The organism is Embleya sp. AB8 (assembly GCF_049739465.1).
In the GTDB taxonomy this organism is placed as follows: Bacteria; Actinomycetota; Actinomycetes; order Streptomycetales; family Streptomycetaceae; genus Embleya.
The window spans coordinates 187237-206166 of record NZ_JBMHHY010000018.1 but is presented as its reverse complement, the minus strand read 5'-3'; the positions used below and the strand labels follow the sequence as shown (position 1 = coordinate 206166).

Sequence of the window (18930 nt, the reverse complement as noted above, 5' to 3'; positions counted from 1 at the left end):
GGGAAGACGGAAAGCGCTTTCCTCGCGAGACGGTCGGCGAGTGATTCGGCGACACAGTCGCAGATCAGGCAGAGAGTCGAGGGGCCACGTGGGCACACCCGAGCCGCCGAGGTGGGCGTACAGCACCCTCGGCGCCCCCGGCCGGCCGTTGACCGAGCACCTCGCCCGGGCCCACCGGCACGGCTGTACCGGTCTGGAACTGCGGGTACACCAGGACGAGTTCGTGCACCTCGACCTGCCGCCCGCCGAGCGCCGCACGATTCGCGCCCGGGTCGAGGAGGCGGGCCTGGCCGTGCCGTGCCTGGCCGGCTACGCGGGGATCTGCGCGCCGACCCCCGACCCGGTCGTGCTGTCCTCGATCGAGCGGCTGCTCGGGCTGGCCCACGATCTGGGCGCGCCGTTCGTCCGGATCTTCCCCGGCGGCACCGGCGAGGACGACGCCGTTCGGGCCGAGCGCCGGTTGGCCCAACTGCTCCCGGAGGCGAGCGCGCGCGGGGTCACGATGCTCGTGGAGACCCACGACTCGCACCCCACGGGCGCGGCGGTGGCGTCGCTGGTCCGGCCGTTCGCCGGCGCGGTCGGGGTGATCTGGGACGCGCTGCACCCGTGGCGGCACGGTGAGCGGCCCGCGGACACGGCCGAGGCGCTCGCGGGGTTGTTGCGCTACGTACAGATCAAGGACGCGGCCTCGGCCGTCGACACCACGCCGGTGCCGCTCGGGACCGGATCGGTGCCGCTGACCGAGATCGGCAGCACGCTGCGCGAGCGCGACTGGCGCGGGTGGGTGTCGCTGGAGTGGGAGCGGGCCTGGTATCCGGAGGTGGCCCCGCTGGACGAGGTGCTGCCGGGCGCGGGCGAGTGGGTGGCCCGGTTCGGCTCTCCGGTGGGTCGATAGCGACACGGCGCCGGTCGGCCCTGCCCGCGTCCTCCCCACCCCTGCTCCGGCCCTGCCCGCGTCCGCCCTGCCTCCGTCCCGACCTCCCCCGCCCCGCTCGGCTCGCCGACGGCAGCGAGATCCCGAGGGTCGTCGGCCACACGAGGCTCGTCGATGCCGGGCCGGCGCCCCGGCCGGGGCGGCCACCGTGCTCATCGCCGACCGGCACCCGACCGAGCGTCTCATCGGCACAGACCCCCGGTGACCATCCATCCGGTGCCGCGCCTACCCGGCCCGCCTCGGCGGGTGTGCCGCCGCCGACTCGGCCAGCGCGCGGAGCACTTCGCGGCCCGCCTCGCCCGGGTCCTTCGGCTGGTACATGGTGATCCGCTGGCCGCCCTCCAGCCGCAGCACCTCGAACGCGAGGGTGATCTCACCGAGTCGCGGATGCCGGTAGGTCTCCTCGTCGCTGCGCCGCCGGCGGACGTCGTAGCGCTGCCACAGGCCCACGAACTCCGGGCTGCCGGCCGCGAGTTCGTCCACCAGCGCGGCCAACTCCGGGTCCCTGGGGTCGGCGGCCAGCAGGGAGCGCAGCTGCGCGGTCGTACTCAGCGCGGCGCGTTCCCAGTCCTCGAACAATCCCCGCGCCATCGGGTGCAGGAACAGGTAGCGGATGCTGTTGCGCCGCTCGGGCGGCCACTCGCCCAGGCCCGGGAACAGTGCGAACACCTCGGGATTGGCGGCCAGGATGTCACTGGTACGGGTGAGCAGGTAGGCGGGCCAGGGCCGGACCCGCGCCAACAGCGCGAGGATCCCCGGCCGTATCTCCCGATCCGCGGGCCCGCCGCCCGCCGGCACCCGCTCCGCGGCGTGGTTGGCCAGCGCGTACAGGTGCGCGTGCTCCTCCTCGTTCAGGCGCAGCGCGGCGGCCAGGCCGTCGAGTACCGCGCCGCCGGGGTTGTTCTCCCGGCCCTGTTCCAGGCGGGTGTAGTACTGGATGCTCAGCCCGGCCAGCGCGGCCAGTTCCTCCCGGCGCAGCCCCTGGGTACGGCGCAGTCCGGTGCCGGCGGGCAGGCCGACGTCGCCGGGTTGCAGGCGGGCGCGGCGGGCCTGCAGGAATTCCCCGAGCGGTGGTGGTGATGGTGGTGGTGGTGACGTCACCCGTCGATTGTCCCAAAGACGGGGGTGTGCGTGCGTGTCCCCCGCATTGATACCCGCGGTGGTGATCCGCATGGTGATGGTTGGCGTGCCGGTGACCCGCCTGGCGGTGGTTCGTACGGTGCTGATGCGCACGGTGGGGCCTTCATGGCGACGCGGGCGGGCGGCATGGTGAGGGGGCCGACGCAGGTTCGCGTGGGAGGCCGACGAAGGGATGCGTGGACCGACATGACCTTTGTGGAACCGTCGTCTGTGGAACCGTCGAGTGTGGCCGACTCGGCCGAGGCCGACGCCCCCGGGCCGGCCGGTGCGCCCGGGTCGCCGCCGGGCGGCACCCGAATACGGGGTCGGTGGGCGGGGCCCACGCCGGAACGGGCGGGATTCGGGGCGCGGTTCACCGCGGCGACCGCGATCGGGTCGGTGTTGAATCCGATCAACTCGTCGATTATTGCGATCGCGTTGGTGTCGATCGGGCAGGCGTTCGGGGTCGATACCGGGTCCACCACCTGGCTGGTGTCGGCGCTGTATCTGGCCACCGCGATCGGCCAGCCGACGGCGGGGCGGCTCGCCGATCTGTTCGGGCCGCGCCGGGTGTACCTGGGCGGCATGGTGCTGGTCGCGATCGGTGGGCTGATCGGCTTCCTGGGCACCTCGTTGGGGATGCTCGTGGTCGCGCGGGTGATCCTCGGACTCGGTACGTCGGCGGCGTATCCGGCGGCGATGACGATGGTGCGCCGCCAGTCCGAACGGCTCGGCCGACCGGCGCCGGGGCGGGTGTTGAGCGCACTGGCCATCGCCGGGCAGACCACGATGGCGGTCGGGCCGCCGCTGGGCGGGTTGTTGATCGCGGTCGGCGGGTGGCGGATGATGTTCCTGATCAACCTCCCCCTGGCGGCGATCGCCGGCCTGTGCGCGCTGTACTGGCTGCCGGCGGACCGACCCGGACCGCGCACCGAGTCGGCGCGGCAGGCGCTGGACCCGGTCGGACTGGTGTTGTTCGCGGCCACCTTGACGAGCGTGCTGCTGTTCCTGATGCGGCTGTCCGCGCCGAGGTGGTGGCTGCTCGGGCTCGGCCTGGTCCTGGGCGGCGCGCTGACGTGGTGGGAGGCTCGGGCCCGGGCGCCGTTCCTGGATGTGCGGATGTTGGTCGCCAATGGCGCGTTGACCAGAACCTATCTGCGGAACGCGACGGCGATGTTGATGACGTACTGCTTCGTCTACGGCTGGACGATCTGGCTGGAGGAGAGCGCCGGCCGCTCCGCGTCGGTGGTCGGGCTGCTGATGACGCCGTCCTTCGTGGTGGCCGCCGGGGTCTCGGCCCTGGTGACCGGACCCGGGCTGCGGACGCCGCTGTTGGTGGGTACCGGAGCGCTGGTCGTGGCCGGCGCGAGTCTGCTGCTGCTCGACGCCGAATCGCCGGTGTGGTTGCTGATCGTGGTGAGTGTGGTGTTCGGCGTGCAGAACGGCCTGATCAATGTCACCAACCAGCAGGCGATGTTCCGGCAGGCGCCGGCGAGCGGGACGGGGGTCGCGGCCGGGTTGTTGCGGACGTTCTCGTATCTGGGCGCGATCGGGTCGGCGAGCCTGATCGGCGCCACGTTCGGGGCCCGGGCGAGTGACGCGGGGTTGCACCACCTCGCGGCGATCCTGACCGCGACCTCGGTGCTGTTGCTCGCGGCCACGGCCTTCGACCCGGCGCTGCGCACGAAGTAGCCCGGGAGACCGGCTGCGTGGGCGCGGCCTATGCGTGGGCGCGGCGGTGGGCCGCCACACGTTCGCGGGTGGCGCAGCGGCGGGAGCAGTAGCGGCGGGGTGGGCCGCTGCCCTCGTTGGTGTACACGTGCCGGCAGCTCGGCGAGGCGCAGATGCCGCCGGGTGGGCGTTGGCGGTCCCAGACCAGCATGGTCAGGGCCAGGCAGGACGAGGCCAGGAACCATTCGCCCCAGGGTGCGTCGTCGTCGCTGTCCAGGTGCGGGTGCCAGGGGCTGCGGCCGGCGTGGGAGGTGAGTCGGAGGGCGCCTCGGCTGCGCCGGAGCAGGCGGTTGAGCACGCCGGCGGCGGCGTCGACGTCCTCGGCGGCGAAGACCGGGCGCAGCAGCAGCGCGGCGGCGCGCAGGTCGGTGACGTCGGTGGGGGTGAGCTGGATCGGCTCGGATTCGCCGTGCTCGCGCAGGAGTTCGGCGATGGCCGTCGGGGGTGTGTGGTGCGGTGGGTCGGTGGTGGTCAGGGCGTTGACCAGGGCGACGGTGCGGCGGGCGACGGCCTGGACGGAGTGGCGGGTGGATCGGTCGTCGCCGGTACCGGCGCTGCCGGCAGGGCTCGTGGGCCGGCTGGCGGGGTGGCTGTCGGTGGGGTGCGGCATGATGGGAATGTAACGCATCTGGTGCAGGATTGAGTTACCTGTGTAGCGTGCCGGGCATGCGCGAGCGAGTCGGAATGTGGTCGTACACGGCCGGGGCGGCGGCAGCCCGTACGGGGGACGAGATGTCGGGGCCGGCCCTGCTCCTGGCCGGACTCGCGGTCACCGGATCGGCGGCCACCGCGTCGACGCTGCTCGCCGCGGTGACCGCGGCGGCGGCGGTCGGCGGGCCGGTGTTCGGCGTACTGCTCGACCGGTCGGCGCGGCCGGGCCGACTGCTGGCCGGCGCCCTGGTCGGCTACGCGGCGGGGCTCGGCGTGATCCTGGCGGCCCTGGGCCTGGCGCCGCTCCCGGTCACGCTGCTGGTCGCGGTCGGCGCGGGGTTGCTCGGGCCGGCCCTGAGCGGCGGCTGGACGTCGCAACTGCCGCGCGTGGTGGGCCCGGAGGACCTGCCGCGGGCCACCGCGTGCGACGCGATGACGTTCAACCTGGCGAGCCTGGCCGGTCCGGCCCTGGCCGGTGTACTGGCGGGCCTGGCCGGCGCGTCGGCGGCGGTGCTCGCGGCGATCGTGCTGATCTGCCTGGCACTGCCGGCGGCCTGGGGCCTGCCGGCGGCGGAGCGAACGGCGCCGCCCGGGTCGGTGGCCGCGGACTTGGCGGCGGGCTTCCGGGCCATCGTGCGCAGTCGGCCACTGGCCCGGGCCACGGCCGCGTCGATGTTGTCGTGCGTCGGCCAGGGCATCCTGTTGGCCACGAGCCCACTACTCGGCGAACGGGCCTTCGGACAGGCGGCCCACGGCACGATCCTGCTGTCGGTTCTGGCCGCCTCCGCCCTGACCACCAACGCGATCCTGTCCCGGCACGCCGACTCCATCCGCCCGGACACCATCATGTGGCTCAGCCCCCTCCTCCTGGCCACCGCATTCCTCCTCGCGGCAACGGCCCGCCCGATCCCGGTAATCGCCGCAATGCTCCTGGCGGGCATGGCCGAAGGCCCCCAACTCACCGCCCTGTTCACCATCCGCCACCGCGAGTCCCCGGCAGCCCTCCGCAGCCGAATCTTCACCACCGGCGCCAGCCTGAAGATCACCTCCTTCGCCGCAGGCGCAGCCCTCACCGCAGAACTGACCACCGACACCCCGACCCTGGCCCTGACCACGGCAGCAGGCTTCGAGACTTTGGCAACGCTGGCCTTCGCGGCGATGACTCTGGCGTCCCGACGGCGGCGTACGGAGACAACGAGCATCAACGAGAGGGGAGTTGCGACCGGACCCGGAGCTGGAGGCAGATCGTGGCTGCGAGCGACGCTGCACTCGTCAAGGGCCCGCGCCGGCCGGGGGCCCGAGGATGTCAGCCGAGCGTCCGTCGGGGAGGGCCCGAATCCAAGCCGGCGAGCCGGGTAATCCCGATCCGAACCAATGTGGCAAGCTCTCACTTCGACTGCGCGCGAACCCCATGCCGACGTCGTCTCATTCATCCACGTGATCCCCGGAGAGTCATGCGTCGTCGCCTCGCAATCCTTGCCGCCGCCGTGTCCTTCTGCTCCGGCTGTTCCGCCGCCGGCGACACCACCGGCAAGCAGGCCGTAGGTGCCACACCCGGCTCGACCTCGCCGGCATCCTCCTCCCGCTCTCCGACGAGCAGCCCCACGCAGTCGGCGACCGAGGAAGCGGGCAAAGTGCTGCGCACCGCGATATCCGCCACCCGTAACACCAGCGCCCACTTCGTCCAGAAACTCGAACTGGGCACAACCGACAAGCACTTCACTCTGACGATGGCCGGCGACTTCGACTTCGCAGGCGACCGGGGCAACATCGCGGTGGACTTCCCCGAGGGTGGCATCAGCCACACCGACGAGGTCTTCGCCGACGGCCAGGTCTACGTGTCGAACATTCCCCAACTGGACGGCAAGTGGGCCACAATGCCCCGGGACGCCGCCGAAGCCCACTACTTGCTCCGCGCACCGCTGAACGACCCCGAGCACTACCTGGAACAGGTCACCGCTATCCGCGAGGCGGCCAACGTCGGCCGCGAGGATGTCGACGGGGTCACCACCACCCACTACCGCGGGGTCCTCGTCGGCGACGCGATCCTCCTGCGCATGGCCGAGAAGGTACGCACCGGTATGCGGGAGATCGACAGCGACCTACGTGTCCCCACCGACGTATGGGTGGACTCGGCCGGCCGCGTGATCCGCACCCGAATGACCTTGCGTATGGCGGGAGGCGACGTAACCACCACGTCAACCCTCACCCAACTCGGCACCCCGGTCCAGGCCACCGCCCCGGCGCTCGACCAAGTCGTGCGCGTCCAGTCCCTCACCGGTGTCCTCAACGGCTGACCCCCAATCGGGCAGATGAGCCCGCCGGCACCTCGATACCGTGGCAAATGCGACCACGGAACCGAAGGGAGGAACCGCCGAACGAGACGAACAACAACCACCCTTCGCCTGCCAAACACGCGAACCAGGCGAGCACTTGCCCAATTACCGTTGGATCCCATCACGAACCCGTATCGGCCGAGAGAACCCGTGGCTCGGCAAGTTGACTCCCCACATGCGTGGGGTGGACCGCCGGCTGACCAGCGCGGTCTGCGTTCGGGGCAGCAAGATCGGCAACTCGCCGGTCAGCGACGCGACCGGGCGTCGGGAAGCGCGTCATGCGGCTCGAACAGCACGGGACTGCCCGTTCCGACCGCCTCATCGCGCCGGATCGAGCACCAGTTTTCCGATCGTTCGGCGCCCCTGGATGTCGTCGTGGGCGCGGCGGGCCTGGCTCAGTGGGTATTCGCCGCCCACGTGTGGAACGATCGCGCCGGAGCGCGCGGCATCCCACAACTCCCCCATGGAATGGGCAAGCATGCCGGGGACCGGATAGATCCTCGGGAGGACGAACCCGATCACGCTCCGGTTCCGGAGCAATACGTCCCTCGTGTCCAACGTGGCGGTGCGCCCGCTCGCGAAGCCGAAGACCACGAGCCGCCCGAAGACCGCGAGCGCCTCCAACGCGGCCCGGGCCGAGTCGCTTCCGGCCATCTCGAGTACCACGTCGAGGCGTTCTCCGCCGTTGGCTTCGATCAGCGCCTCGGTGAGGTGTTCGACATCGGAGGAGTCCACGGCGGCGTGCGCGCCCAGCTTCATGGCGAACTCACGCTTGGCGGGCGTGGACGCCACCGCGATGATGCGGCCGGCGCCGGCGTGTCGAGCGAGTTGAATCGCCAACGTGCCCAGGCCGCCTGCGGCGGCGAGCACCGCGACGGATTCGCCGCGTTGCAGCCGCGCGCTGGTGTGCAGGATGTGCCAGGCGGTGTTTCCCTGCACGGCCAGCGCCAGTGCCGAGCCGTCGTCGATCCCGTCGGGGACGGTGAACGTAGTCGACTCGGGGGCGAGCGCATATTCCGCGTAGCCGCCTCCGCTCGGCGCCACCGCCAGGACTCGTTCGCCGGTGTCGACGCGCCGGCCGACGACTTCGCTGCCCAGGACGTAGGGCAACGGAGTGTCCGCTATGTAGATGCCCTGCCGACGGTGGACATCCGCGAAGTTCACCCCGGCGCGATCCACCTTGATGAGAACCGGTCGCGCGGGTTCCGGCGTCGGCATGGGTAAATCGACCATCCGGAGGACATCGGATCCACCGAACTCGCTGATCTGGACCGCTCGCACGTATCTCCCCATTCGTCCGCAGAGCCCTCCGCCCCCGGGGAGCGCCGGCCTTGAGTGCAGGGTAGTCAGGGAAGGGCCGGTCGAGTATCGGCTTCCGATCGATCCTCATCCCGGCAACGCAACGGCGCAGGCCGACTCGTTCCCGCGCTCCCGGGGCACCGGTCCGGAGAATCGGGCACAACAGCGTCCCGTCGGCCAAGCAGGAGGTCGCGCCAACAGTCGGTCCACGCCGGCGGACGCGGCACCAGGTCGATTGTCGGTCGGTGGTCAGTCGGTCGTTGACGCGTCGGCTCGCCGGGCGGCGACCGCGTCCGTACACAACTCCGCGGTGTGCGCGTCGTCTTCGATGCCGAGGTGTCCGACGACGGCCCGCACGGAGTCCAGGGCGTCCGTCAGCAAGCGTATCGCGGGGCGAGGTCTGCGACGCCGTTGCTCAGGACGCGGGCCCGAGGGTGCGGCGGGCGTGCGCTCGCGTTGCGAACCGCCTGCGGCCTTCATCCTTGCCGGTACGGGCTTGGCCCGGTGGTGGGTGGCGGCGTGCGGCGGATGACGACTCTTTGGGTGTCCAGGTTGACGACCGTGTGGGGTGGGGCGGCGGAGTTGGCGTCGATGCGTAGGACCTGGTCGGTTTCGCGTTGTTCGCGTTCCACGTGTTTGTTGGGGTTCATCAGGGCCAGGAGTTCCTGGGCGCCGGCCGCGCCCATGCCGCTGCTGGAGGGGCCCCGGGTGGCGAAGCGGCGGGCCAACCAGGCGGGTCGGCCCGCGCGCTGCACCATCTGGCGCAGCGCGGCCAGGGTGAAGGGCACCATCACCAGCACCGCCATGGTGAGCAGGCTCAGCATCATCATCATGTTCGGCCAACGGGCCCGGCGGCGGATCCGTTCCGGGTGCGGCTACGCGCAACTCCCGGTCCCGGCCCGCCCGATGGCCATGGCGCGGGCGGTGGTGTGGTCTCGGCCCGGTTGTCCCCCGTCCTGCGGGCTACCGCTTCGGGTTGGACGGGTCGCCCGGCGAAGCCGCTGCCGGGCCCGTGCTGGTTCGGGTGACCAGTTCCGCGTTCAGGTCCACCGTGCGGGGGGTGATCGTGGGGCCGGTCAGGATCATCTGCATTGCCTGGGCGCCGATGTCGGCCAAGGGCAGGCGGACGGTGGTCAGTGGTGGGTTCAGGTCGGCGGCGAAGGGGAGGTCGTCGAAGCCGATCACCGAGACATCGTCGGGGACGCGTAGGCCCAGGTCGTCGCGGAGGGCGGCCAGCACGCCGGCGGCCATGACGTCGTTGAGGACGACCAGCGCGGTGAGTTCGGGTTCGCGGGTCAACAGCGTGCGGGCGGCGGTTCGGGCCGCGTCCCGGGTGAAGCCGCCGTCGACCACCCGCCCGGGTGGCAACGGCAGGCCCAGCGCGCGGAGTTGGCGGCGGGCGCCGTCCAGGCGGTCGCGTACCGTGGTCAGCGCGCGCGGGCCGGACACAAGGCCGAACCGGCGATGGCCCAGGTCGTACAGGTGCCGGACGGCGAGCGCGGCGCCGGCCCGGTTCGCGGGGCGGACGGTGTCGCACGCGATCCCGTGCGAACCGACCGAGACCACGTGGCCCCCGTCGGCCCGGTAGGCGTCCACCTCGGCGGCCAGGCGGCGGGTGAACTCGCGGTCGGCGAAGCCACTGCCGGCCAGTACGACCGCACGGGCACGTTGGGCGCGCAGCCGGGCCAGATAGTCCAGTTCGAGTTCGGGGTCGCGGAACGTGGCGGCCAACATCACCAGGAGGCCGTGCTCCCGGGCCACACCCATCGCACCGGCGGCGATGGCCGCGAAGTACGGGTCGGCGACATCGTGCACGACCACGCCCACCACGCTCGTCGTCGAGCGGGCCAGCGCCTGGGCGGGCGCGTTGGAGACGTAGCGCAGTTCGCGCGCGGCGTCCTGGACCCGCCTGCGTAGTTCCTCCCCCACGATCCGGGTCCCGCTGCTGCCGTGCAGGGCCCGGGAGGCGGTGGCCGAGGACACCCCGGCACGCTCCGCCACCTGCTGGAGGGTGACGGGTCCCGCCGGGCGGGTCACGGGCGCATCGGGCGTCGGAGTCGGCATGGGCACAGGGTAGCGACCGGATGGTGGATGGAAAGCGCGTACCCGTGAGGTGGCGAGGGGAGGTTGATCACCAGGCCCTCATCCCCACCGGTCTCTTGACCCGATCGGCGCGCCGCTCTAACTTACGGGAAAGCGCTTTCCCGACTTGTACGACCCACCCGCCCCCGAAAGGCCACCATGCGCACCCAAACCCTCGGCGTCGTGATGAACGGCGTCACCGGCCGGATGGGCTACCGCCAGCATCTGGTCCGCTCGATCCTGGCCATCCGCGAGCAGGGCGGCGTCGCGCTCGCCGACGGGTCCCGGATCGTCCTCGAACCCGTCCTGGTCGGCCGCGACGCGGACAAGCTGCGCACGATCGCCGACCGGCACGGCCTCACCGCGTGGACCACGGACCTGGACACGGCGCTGGCCGACCCGGCCAACTCGATCTACTTCGACGCGCAGGTGACCACCGCGCGCGAGCAGGCGATCCACGCGGCCATCGCGGCCGGGAAGCACGTCTACACCGAGAAGCCGACCGCCGAGACCCTCGACGGCGCCCTCGATCTGGCCCGGGCCGCGAACGCCGCCGGCGTCAAGCACGGCGTCGTCCAGGACAAGCTGTTCCTGCCCGGCCTGGTCAAGCTGCGTCGGCTGATCGACGGCGGCTTCTTCGGCCGAATCCTGTCCGTACGCGGCGAGTTCGGCTACTGGGTATTCGAGGGCGACTGGCAGCCCGCACAGCGGCCGAGTTGGAACTACCGGGCCCAGGACGGCGGCGGCATCGTCGTGGACATGTTCTGCCACTGGTCCTACGTACTGGAGAACCTGTTCGGCCGGGTCGAGGCGGTCACCGCGAAGGCGGTCACGCACATCCCGACTCGGTGGGACGAGCAGGGGCGCGAGTACGCGGCGACCGCCGACGACTCGGCGTACGGCATCTTCGAGCTCGCGGGCGGGATCGTCGCCCAGATCAACTCGTCCTGGGCGGTCCGGGTGAACCGGGACGAACTGGTGGAGTTCCAGGTGGACGGTACTGAGGGCAGCGCGGTCGCCGGCCTGCGCCGCTGCCGGGTCCAGCACCGCTCGGCGACGCCGACTCCGGTATGGAATCCGGACCTTCCGGTCACGGAGCCGTTCCGGGACCAGTGGCAGGAGGTGCCGGACAACGCGGGCGAGAATGGCTTCGACAACGGCTTCAAGGTGCAGTGGGAGGACTTCGTCCGGCACGTGGTGGCCGACGAGCCGTTCGCGTTCGACTTCCTCGCGGGCGCGCGCGGCGTACAGCTGGCCGAGTGCGGCCTGCGCTCGTCGGCCGAGGGCCGCCGGGTGGAACTTCCGGTACTCGACGGGAAGTTCGACGGAGATTCGGCCGGCAAGTCCGGCGGAGATTTCGCCGGCCGGTCCGGCGGAGCGCACACCGCCCGGGCCGACGGGAAGTCCGCATGACCGCCCGCCTGTTGCTGCCCACGCCGGGCGGCACCCTCGAGCCGTACGAGCCCACCGGACGCTACCTCGGCGCGGCCCCCGGCGGCCCGGCCTTCCGCACCCGCACCGCGTACGCCGCCGCGCATGTCGTGGCCGACCCCCTCGCCGACAACACCCCCGGCCGCCCGGCCGCCGTCGACTGGACCGCCACCCTCGCGTTCCGTCACCACCTGTGGTCGCACGGTTTCGCCGTCGCCGACGCGATGGACACCGCCCAGCGGAACATGGGCCTGGACTGGCCCGCCACCGCCGAACTGATCCGGCGCAGCGCGGCGGAAGCGGCCACGGTCGGCGATCCATACACGCTCATCGCGTGCGGCGCGGGCACCGATCACGCCGGCGCCGGTGACCTGACCCTCGATCAAATCCTCGCGGCCTACACGGAACAGATCGCCGTGGTCGAGGAATCGGGCGCCAAGGTCGTGCTCATGGCGAGCCGTCAGCTGGCCGCGACCGCACGCGGCCCGCAGGACTATCGGTGGGTGTACGACGCACTGCTGCGCCAGGTGCGCCGCCCGGTCGTGCTGCACTGGCTGGGCGAGGTGTTCGACCCGGCGTTGGCCGGCTACTGGGGCTCGACCGACGTGGACACGGCGACCGAGGTGTTCCTGGAGCTGATCCGCGAACACGCGGACCGCGTCGACGGGGTCAAGGTCTCCCTCCTCGACCGCGACCACGAGGTCCGGCTGCGCGCCCAACTCCCTTCCGGAGTGCGGCTCTACACCGGCGACGACTTCCACTACCCGGAGCTGATCCGGGGCGACGGCGGGCACTTCAGCCACGCCCTCCTCGGCATCTTCGACGCGATCGCCCCGGTCGCGGCGGGTGCGCTGCGCGCGCTGGACGCGGGCGATGCGGCCGGCTACGACGCCCTGTTGGCGCCGACGGTCCCGCTGTCCCGGCACCTGTTCGCCGCGCCCACCTACCACTACAAGACCGGCATCGTGTTCCTGGCCTGGCTCACCGGCCGGCAACCCGCCTTCACCATGATCGCCGGTGCCCAATCGGCCCGCTCCATCCCGCACTTGGCCCAGGCCTACCGCCTCGCCGACGCGGCGGGACTGTTGCCGGACCCGGACCTGGCGCTCGGCCGGATGCGGTCGCTGTTGACGGTCGCGGGGGTGGGGACGTGATGGCGACGTGATGGCGACGTACGCGACGGGCATGGCGGCCGAAGCCGAGACCGGGCGGACAACGCTCGCGACCACGGGAGCACAAGCACGGGCACGGGCACGGGCATGGACATGGATACGGACATGAACCTGAACATGAATATGAACATCCTGGACGTACCGAGCGGCAGGCCCGCCGGCACACCCACTCCCCCGCCCGGTGACCCCCGCCTGGCCCGGCTCTCCCTCAACCAATGGACCACGCGCGCCTGGTCGTTGCCCGAGGCGGTCGACGGTTGTGTCCGGGCCGGCCTGCCCGCGATCGGCCTGTGGCGGGACAAGGTCGCCGAGACCGGTTTGGCCGAGTCGGCGAAGCTGGTCCGCGACGCCGGATTGCGGGTGTCCTCCCTCTGCCGGGGCGGCTTCCTGACGGCCCGTGAGCCCGCCGCCCGGGCCGAGGCGATCGCGGACAACCGGCGCGCCATCGAGGAGGCCGCGACGTTGGCGGCGGCCTGTCTGGTCCTGGTGGTCGGCGGACTGCCCGCCGGGGACCGGGACTTGCCGGGCGCGCGGGAGCGGGTCGCCGAGGCGCTGGCCGAACTCGCGCCGTACGCGGGCGCGCACGGTGTCCGGCTCGCGCTGGAACCGCTGCACCCGATGTACTGCGCCGACCGCGCCGTACTCGCCACCCTGGACCAGGCTCTCGACCTGGCCGAACCGCACCCGGTCGCACAGGTCGGGGTGGTGGTGGACTCGTTCCACGTGTGGTGGGACCCGTACCTGCCGGCCGCGATCGCCCGTGCCGGCGCCGGCGCCCGAATCGCCTCCTTCCAGATCTGCGACTGGGTGCTTCCCCTCCCGGCCGACGTCCTGCTCGCCCGAGGCATGATGGGCGACGGCACCATCGACTTCCGGCCGATGGCGGCGGCGGTCGAGGCGGCCGGGTACACCGGCGACATCGAGGTGGAGATCTTCAATGCCGACGTCTGGGCAGCCGACGGCGACGCGGTGGTGGATACGCTCAAGCGGCGCTACGTGTCCGAGCTGCTCGACTGACGTCTACCGGAGCATCCCCCGACGTCTATCGGAGCATCCCCCCTCGCCGGGCCCGACGTCACCACCGAGCCGCCGGCCCGCCTGCCGGTTGTCCCAACGACCCGAAGAAGCCGGTTGTCCCAACGACCCGAAGAAAAAGGTACCCCCGCCATGCGGATCGTCTTCGCCCCCGACTCGTTCAAGGGGACCGTCCCGGCGGACCTGGCCGCCGCCGCGCTCGCCGAGGGCTGGTTGCACGAACGTCCCGGTGACGAGGTCGTGTTGGTGCCGCTGGCCGATGGTGGTGAGGGCACGCTCGACGCGGTGGCGCGGGCCGTTCCGGGGGCGGTTCGGGTGCCGGTGCTCGGGGCGCCGGGGCCGGACGGGCGGGCCGTGGATGCCGCGTGGTTGCGGATGCCGGACGGCAGCGGGGTCGTCGAGTTGGCCGGTGTCTCCGGATTGCCGCTGCTGGGTGGCGCGCTCGACCCGATGGGTGCGCATACCGTCGGGCTCGGCATGGTGCTCCGGTCGGCGCTGCGCGACGGCGTGTCCGCCCTGGTGGTCGCGGTGGGCGGCTCGGCCTCGACGGACGGCGGGTCCGGTGCGCTGGCCGCGCTCGGCGCCCGCTTCCGAGCCGCCGACGGCCGGGAACTGCCCTACGGTGGAGGCGCGTTGGCGCGGCTCGCGGCCATCGACCGGACCCGGCTGGCGCCCCCGCCGCCCGGCGGCGTACAGATCCTCACCGACGTCACCAACCCGCTGCTCGGCCCGGCCGGTGCCGCCGCCGTGTTCGGCCCACAAAAGGGCGCGTCCGCCGACCAGGTCGCCGACCTGGACGCGGGTCTGGCCCGCCTGGCGGACCTGCTCGGCGGCGATCCGGGCGCGCCCGGCGCCGGTGCGGCCGGCGGGACGGCATACGGCCTGGCCGCCGCGTGGCACGCGGTGATCGTGCCCGGCGCCACCCGCGTCGCCGAACTCGCGGGCCTGCCCGCCGCGTTGGCCGACGCGGACCTCGTGATCACCGGCGAGGGCCGGTTCGACGCGACCTCGATGCGCGGCAAGGTCGTGGGTACGGTGCTCGACCTCGCCCATCGCGCCGCCGACACCCCGGTGGCCCTGGTCGCCGGTTCGATCGCCGCGCCTCCGCCCCCGAGCGTCACCGCGTCGATCGGCCTGGCCGACCTGGCCGGCTCCGCGACGGCGGCCCAGACCGACGCCGTACGTTGGCTCCGCCGAGCCGGTACCGAACTGGCCGGCCGGATCCGCCCGAACCACGCGACCTGAGGCCGCCCACCCGGGCCCGACGCACGGCACGGCAGGTCCGACGCCGCGTCAGTAGTACCCCTTCGACCCGTCGACCAGTTCCCGCACGATGTCCAGATGACCCGCATGCCGGGCGGTCTCCTCGATCATGTGCAGCAGGATCCACCGCAGCGTCGCCGCCCCGGCCCGGAAGTCCTGCTGTCGGCTCACGTCGTCCAACCCATGGGCCGCGATGAGCTCGTCGGAGATCGCGCACTGCGCCGTGTACTCCCGCAACAGCTGCTCCAGCGGCACCCCTTCGACACGCATGTCGCCGTCCTCGACGCCCTCGTCGAACTGCGGGCCGATCGCGGGCCGCCCCATCAAGATGACCTCGAACCAACAGTGTTCGACCCATCGCAAATGCGAGACGAGACCTGCGACGGTCATCAACGGCGAAGTCGGGATCACCACCCGATGGGCGTCCTCGTCGGACAACCCCGCGCATTTCCAATGAATGATCGCCCGATGCATGTCGAGCCATTCCAGCAGTTGGGTCCGCTCGTCGGCGGCATAGGCGGGACGGGTACGCGAGGGGGGCGTGGGAGACGTCATGGACGCGAACGTAGTGACTCGGCTCACCGCTCGCCGGCATTTTCCGCCGCCGGGCACGACGCACCACCAGCACGGCGCCCGTGGCGTGCGGCCCGCTCCGGCGCCGCCCGGCTAGGCTGAGCGCACAATGAACCGTTTTTCTGCGCCGTCCGGCGAGTTCGAGCTCACCCGTTACCCCGAGGACCCCCGCGAGCTGCTGCGTGCGTGGGACGCGGCCGACGAGTACGTGCTGCGGCACCTCGCCGGGATCGACGACGCCAAGCCGACGGACCTGTCCGGCAACGTCGTCGTACTGGGCGACCGGTGGGGCGCGCTGACCACCGCGCTGGCCGAGTCCCGGCCGGTACAGATCAGCGACTCGTACCTGGGCCAGGAGGCCACCCGGGCCAACCTCGACCGCAACGAAGCGGACCCGGACTGGGTACGGCTGCTGTCCACGCGGGACGCGCCGCCGGACCGGATCGACGTACTGATCGTCCGGGTCCCGAAGAACCTGGCCCTGCTCGAGGACCAGCTGCACCGACTCGCCCCGGGCGTACACGCGGACACCGTCGTGGTCGGCACCGGCATGACCACCGAGATCCACACCTCCACGCTCAAGCTCTTCGAGCGGATCATCGGCCCGACCCGGACCTCACTGGCGGTGCGCAAGGCCCGGCTGATCTTCTGTACGCCCGACCCCGCCCTCCCGCGCGTGGCAAGCCCGTGGCCGCGCAGCTACGCGCTGCCCACCGACCTGGGCGCGGCGTCCGGGATCGTCACCACGAACCACGCGGGCATCTTCTGCGCCGACCGGCTCGACATCGGCACCCGCTTCCTGCTGCGCAACCTGCCGCGGCGGACCGGCCGCGACCGGGTCGTGGACCTGGGCTGCGGCAACGGCGTGGTGGGCACGGCGGCGATGCTGGCCAATCCGCGCTCCGAGGTGCTGTTCGTCGACGAGTCGCATCAGGCGGTGGCGTCGGCGCGGGCCACGTTCCAGGCGAACCTGGGTTCGGCCGCGGGCGCCGAGTTCGTGGTCGGCGACGGTGTCGAGGACGTCCCAGCGGAGAGCGTGGATCTGATCCTGAACAACCCGCCGTTCCACACCCACCGGGCCACCACCGAGGCGATCTCGTGGCGGATGTTCGCCGGCTCGCGCGCGGCGCTGCGCTCCGGCGGCGAACTGTGGGTGATCGGCAACCGGCATCTGGGTTACCACGTCAAGCTGCGTCGCCTCTTCGGCAACTGCGACATCGTGGCGAGCGACCCGAAGTTCGTGGTGCTGCGAGCGGTCAAGAGGTAGGCAGGTACGCAAGCAGGTACGTACCTCGGGAACGCCGCCCCACTTCTCACCCGGCGGCGGCGTTCTCCACGTGTACCAGCATCCGCTTCAGCAGCCCGTTCAGTATGTCCCGGTCGGCCGCGTCCAACGTCTCGAGCATCGCGTGCTCCGACACCCCGATCAGCTTCATCGCGGCCATCCAGCGCGCCCGGCCCGACTCGGTGAGTTCGACATCGACCCGGCGACGGTCCTCGGTGCCGCGGATCCGGCGGACCAGGTCGGCCTTCTCCAGGGTGTCCAGTCGACCGGTGATCCCGGCCGGCGAGACCATCAGTTCGGCGGCCAGTTCGGACGGGGTGGCGCGGTACGGCTCGCCGCGCGAGGCCAGCCGGTGCAGCGTCTCGAACTCGAAGCCCTGTAGCCCGACTTCGGCCAGTACCCGACCCTTGGCCTGGGCCACGTGCTTGGTCAGCAGCTGCATCCGGGTGACGATGCCCTCCACCGTCTCGTCGAACGGCACTCGTTGCTGCCAGCGCGCGATGTGCCGATCGACCGCGTCCTCACCGTCCGCGCCGCCGGCACCACCTACACCACTCGCACCCTCACCCTGCATTCGGTCATTATGCTACGCCGACTAGTATTTCGTTGACGAATGATTCGCTGACGAAATACATTCTGGGCCCATGACCCCGTCCACGCGCCGGCTGCTGATCGGCCGCACCCTCGCGGCCTTCGCGACCGCGCTCATCCCCACCACGCTGACCCTCGCACTCGTACACACCGGGTCCGACTCGGACCTGGGCCTGGTCCTGGCCTGCGAACTGCTGCCGATGTTGCTCCTGCTGCCGGTGGCCGGCGTGGTCGCCGACCGCTTCCCGCCGCATCGCGTGGTGCTCATCGCCGACCTGGTACGCGCCGCCGCCCAACTGGCCATCGGCGCGGAACTGCTCGCGGGACCGGTCCGGATCGTGGACCTGGCCGTGTTGGCCGCGCTCACCGGGGCCGCCGTCGGCTTCGGCACCTCGGCGATCCGGACCCTGGTGGTCGCGGTGGTGGCCGAGCCGGACCGGCTGCGCACCAACGCCCGACTCGGCGTCGTCCAGGGAGTTGCCCAGATGGCCGCGCCCGCAGCCGCCGGCGGGCTGATGCTCGCGGTCGGCGCGGGCTGGTCCTCGCTGCTCACCGGCGTGTTGTTCGTCGCGTCGGCGGCCACGTTCGGCGGCCTGCGCCCACAGCTCACCCGCGAACGCCGCGAACCGGCGCCGTTTGTCGGCGAGTTCCGCGCCGGCTGGGTCGAGACCAAACGCCATCCCTGGTTCCTGGCGAGTGTAGTCACGCACGGCGTATGGCACTTGGCGGCCGGCTTCCTGCTCACCCTCGGCCCGCTGATCGCGGTGGACCGGCTCGGCGGCGACCGTGCGTGGGTGATCATCGCCCAGGTCGGCACCGTCGGCCTGCTGGTCGGCGTCTGGAGCTCGGCCCGGCTGCCGATCCGCCGCCCGCTCCTGGTCACCGCGATCGGCGCCGCGCTGTACGCCCTCCCGCTCGCCGCGTTCGGGCTGCGCGCACCGATGGTGGTGGTCACCGCCGCCTACTTCCTGGGCATGTTCGGTCTGGGCGTGCTGACTCCGCAGTGGGAGACCACGATGCAACAGCGCATCCCCCAGGAGGCGTTGGGCCGGGTCGGCTCGTTCGACGCGCTGATCTCCTTCGCCGCCCGCCCACTGGGCTTCGCCGTCGCGGCGCCGGTCGCCGGAGCGATCGGTACGACCACACCGCTGCTGGTCGCGGCAGTGCTGGTGGCCGCCGCCAACGCGGCGTTGCTGCTGCTGCCGGATGTGTGGGCCACATCGGCCGGCGTGCGCGCCGAGCCCGTGAAACCCGAGACCGACACCGCCACAACCACACCAACCACACCAACCACACCCCGATAATGTGTTTGTTCGTGCCCCGGGCCCGCACCTAGCCTGGGGCACGAAACGTCAACGGCGTGTAGCTCAGCAGTAGAGCACCGGGCTTGGACCCGGAGGGCGCGGGGGCGGAACCCGCCATGCCGGC

At 71.9% G+C, this 18930-nt stretch carries 16 protein-coding genes, 1 tRNA gene and 1 pseudogene; 11 read left to right on the top strand and 7 right to left on the bottom strand.

The window, feature by feature from the left end; genetic code table 11:
* Positions 1 to 88 precede the first annotated feature (88 nt).
* The gene (locus ABIA38_RS27010; RefSeq protein WP_424641435.1) at positions 89 to 895 is read left to right on the top strand and encodes a sugar phosphate isomerase/epimerase family protein; all 807 of its coding nucleotides are present in this window, start codon (positions 89 to 91) and stop codon (positions 893 to 895) included.
* A 264-nt stretch (positions 896 to 1159) separates the two neighbouring features.
* On the opposite strand, the gene ABIA38_RS27005 is transcribed toward ABIA38_RS27010, so the two are convergent.
* Positions 1160 to 2035 (bottom strand): helix-turn-helix domain-containing protein, encoded by an 876-nt coding sequence (locus tag ABIA38_RS27005; protein ID WP_424641434.1) that lies wholly within the window; start codon positions 2033 to 2035, stop codon positions 1160 to 1162.
* Positions 2036 to 2284: 249 nt separating this feature from the next.
* Between ABIA38_RS27005 and ABIA38_RS27000 the strand changes: the two genes are divergently transcribed.
* Complete coding sequence (locus ABIA38_RS27000; RefSeq protein WP_424641433.1) at positions 2285 to 3745, top strand: MFS transporter; 1461 nt, start codon at positions 2285 to 2287, stop codon at positions 3743 to 3745.
* Between the two features lie 28 nt (positions 3746 to 3773).
* Here the strand turns inward: ABIA38_RS27000 and ABIA38_RS26995 are convergent, their stop codons facing one another.
* Entirely contained in the window at positions 3774 to 4394 is a 621-nt protein-coding gene (locus tag ABIA38_RS26995) for a CGNR zinc finger domain-containing protein (protein WP_424641432.1), read from the bottom strand.
* 56 nt (positions 4395 to 4450) lie between these two features.
* Between ABIA38_RS26995 and ABIA38_RS26990 the strand changes: the two genes are divergently transcribed.
* On the top strand, positions 4451 to 5794 hold the full coding sequence (locus tag ABIA38_RS26990; protein ID WP_424641431.1) for an MFS transporter: 1344 nt from the start codon (positions 4451 to 4453) through the stop codon (positions 5792 to 5794).
* A gap of 95 nt (positions 5795 to 5889) precedes the next feature.
* Positions 5890 to 6732: an LppX_LprAFG lipoprotein gene (locus ABIA38_RS26985; RefSeq protein ID WP_424641430.1), complete on the top strand. Its 843-nt coding sequence runs from the start codon at positions 5890 to 5892 to the stop codon at positions 6730 to 6732.
* Between the two features lie 357 nt (positions 6733 to 7089).
* On the opposite strand, the gene ABIA38_RS26980 is transcribed toward ABIA38_RS26985, so the two are convergent.
* The 3 genes from ABIA38_RS26980 to ABIA38_RS26970 form a co-directional block, all read right to left on the bottom strand.
* Positions 7090 to 7989 carry a quinone oxidoreductase family protein gene (locus ABIA38_RS26980; RefSeq protein ID WP_424641429.1) on the bottom strand — a complete coding sequence of 300 codons (900 nt, stop codon included), beginning with the start codon at positions 7987 to 7989 and terminating at the stop codon, positions 7090 to 7092.
* Positions 7990 to 8546: 557 nt separating this feature from the next.
* The gene (locus tag ABIA38_RS26975; RefSeq protein WP_424641428.1) at positions 8547 to 8903 is read right to left on the bottom strand and encodes a DUF6191 domain-containing protein; all 357 of its coding nucleotides are present in this window, start codon (positions 8901 to 8903) and stop codon (positions 8547 to 8549) included.
* Positions 8904 to 9033: 130 nt separating this feature from the next.
* Positions 9034 to 10134, bottom strand: a complete 1101-nt coding sequence (locus ABIA38_RS26970) for a LacI family DNA-binding transcriptional regulator (RefSeq protein ID WP_424641427.1) — start codon at positions 10132 to 10134, stop codon at positions 9034 to 9036.
* A 177-nt stretch (positions 10135 to 10311) separates the two neighbouring features.
* Between ABIA38_RS26970 and ABIA38_RS26965 the strand changes: the two are divergent.
* From ABIA38_RS26965 to ABIA38_RS26950, 4 genes and pseudogenes are all read left to right on the top strand, one after another.
* Positions 10312 to 11457, top strand: a pseudogene (locus ABIA38_RS26965) (Gfo/Idh/MocA family protein); the annotation flags it as partial.
* Between the two features lie 104 nt (positions 11458 to 11561).
* Positions 11562 to 12737: a dihydrodipicolinate synthase family protein gene (locus ABIA38_RS26960; RefSeq protein ID WP_424641426.1), complete on the top strand. Its 1176-nt coding sequence runs from the start codon at positions 11562 to 11564 to the stop codon at positions 12735 to 12737.
* Positions 12738 to 12878: 141 nt separating this feature from the next.
* Positions 12879 to 13772, top strand: coding sequence for a sugar phosphate isomerase/epimerase family protein (locus tag ABIA38_RS26955; RefSeq protein WP_424641459.1), 894 nt, complete (start codon positions 12879 to 12881; stop codon positions 13770 to 13772).
* A gap of 150 nt (positions 13773 to 13922) precedes the next feature.
* On the top strand, positions 13923 to 15035 hold the full coding sequence (locus ABIA38_RS26950) for a glycerate kinase (protein WP_424641425.1): 1113 nt from the start codon (positions 13923 to 13925) through the stop codon (positions 15033 to 15035).
* A 48-nt stretch (positions 15036 to 15083) separates the two neighbouring features.
* Here the strand turns inward: ABIA38_RS26950 and ABIA38_RS26945 are convergent, their stop codons facing one another.
* Positions 15084 to 15608 carry a DinB family protein gene (locus ABIA38_RS26945; RefSeq protein WP_424641424.1) on the bottom strand — a complete coding sequence of 175 codons (525 nt, stop codon included), beginning with the start codon at positions 15606 to 15608 and terminating at the stop codon, positions 15084 to 15086.
* Positions 15609 to 15735: 127 nt separating this feature from the next.
* On the opposite strand from ABIA38_RS26945, the gene ABIA38_RS26940 reads away from it, so the two are divergent.
* Positions 15736 to 16893 (top strand): methyltransferase, encoded by a 1158-nt coding sequence (locus tag ABIA38_RS26940; RefSeq protein ID WP_424641423.1) that lies wholly within the window; start codon positions 15736 to 15738, stop codon positions 16891 to 16893.
* 46 nt (positions 16894 to 16939) lie between these two features.
* On the opposite strand, the gene ABIA38_RS26935 is transcribed toward ABIA38_RS26940, so the two are convergent.
* Positions 16940 to 17485, bottom strand: a complete 546-nt coding sequence (locus tag ABIA38_RS26935) for a MarR family winged helix-turn-helix transcriptional regulator (protein WP_424641422.1) — start codon at positions 17483 to 17485, stop codon at positions 16940 to 16942.
* A gap of 70 nt (positions 17486 to 17555) precedes the next feature.
* Here ABIA38_RS26935 and ABIA38_RS26930 point away from each other — a divergent pair, with 70 nt between their 5' ends.
* Positions 17556 to 18806 carry an MFS transporter gene (locus ABIA38_RS26930; protein ID WP_424641421.1) on the top strand — a complete coding sequence of 417 codons (1251 nt, stop codon included), beginning with the start codon at positions 17556 to 17558 and terminating at the stop codon, positions 18804 to 18806.
* Between the two features lie 52 nt (positions 18807 to 18858).
* A tRNA-OTHER gene (locus ABIA38_RS26925) sits at positions 18859 to 18929 on the top strand.
* The last annotated feature ends 1 nt before the right edge of the window (position 18930 follow it).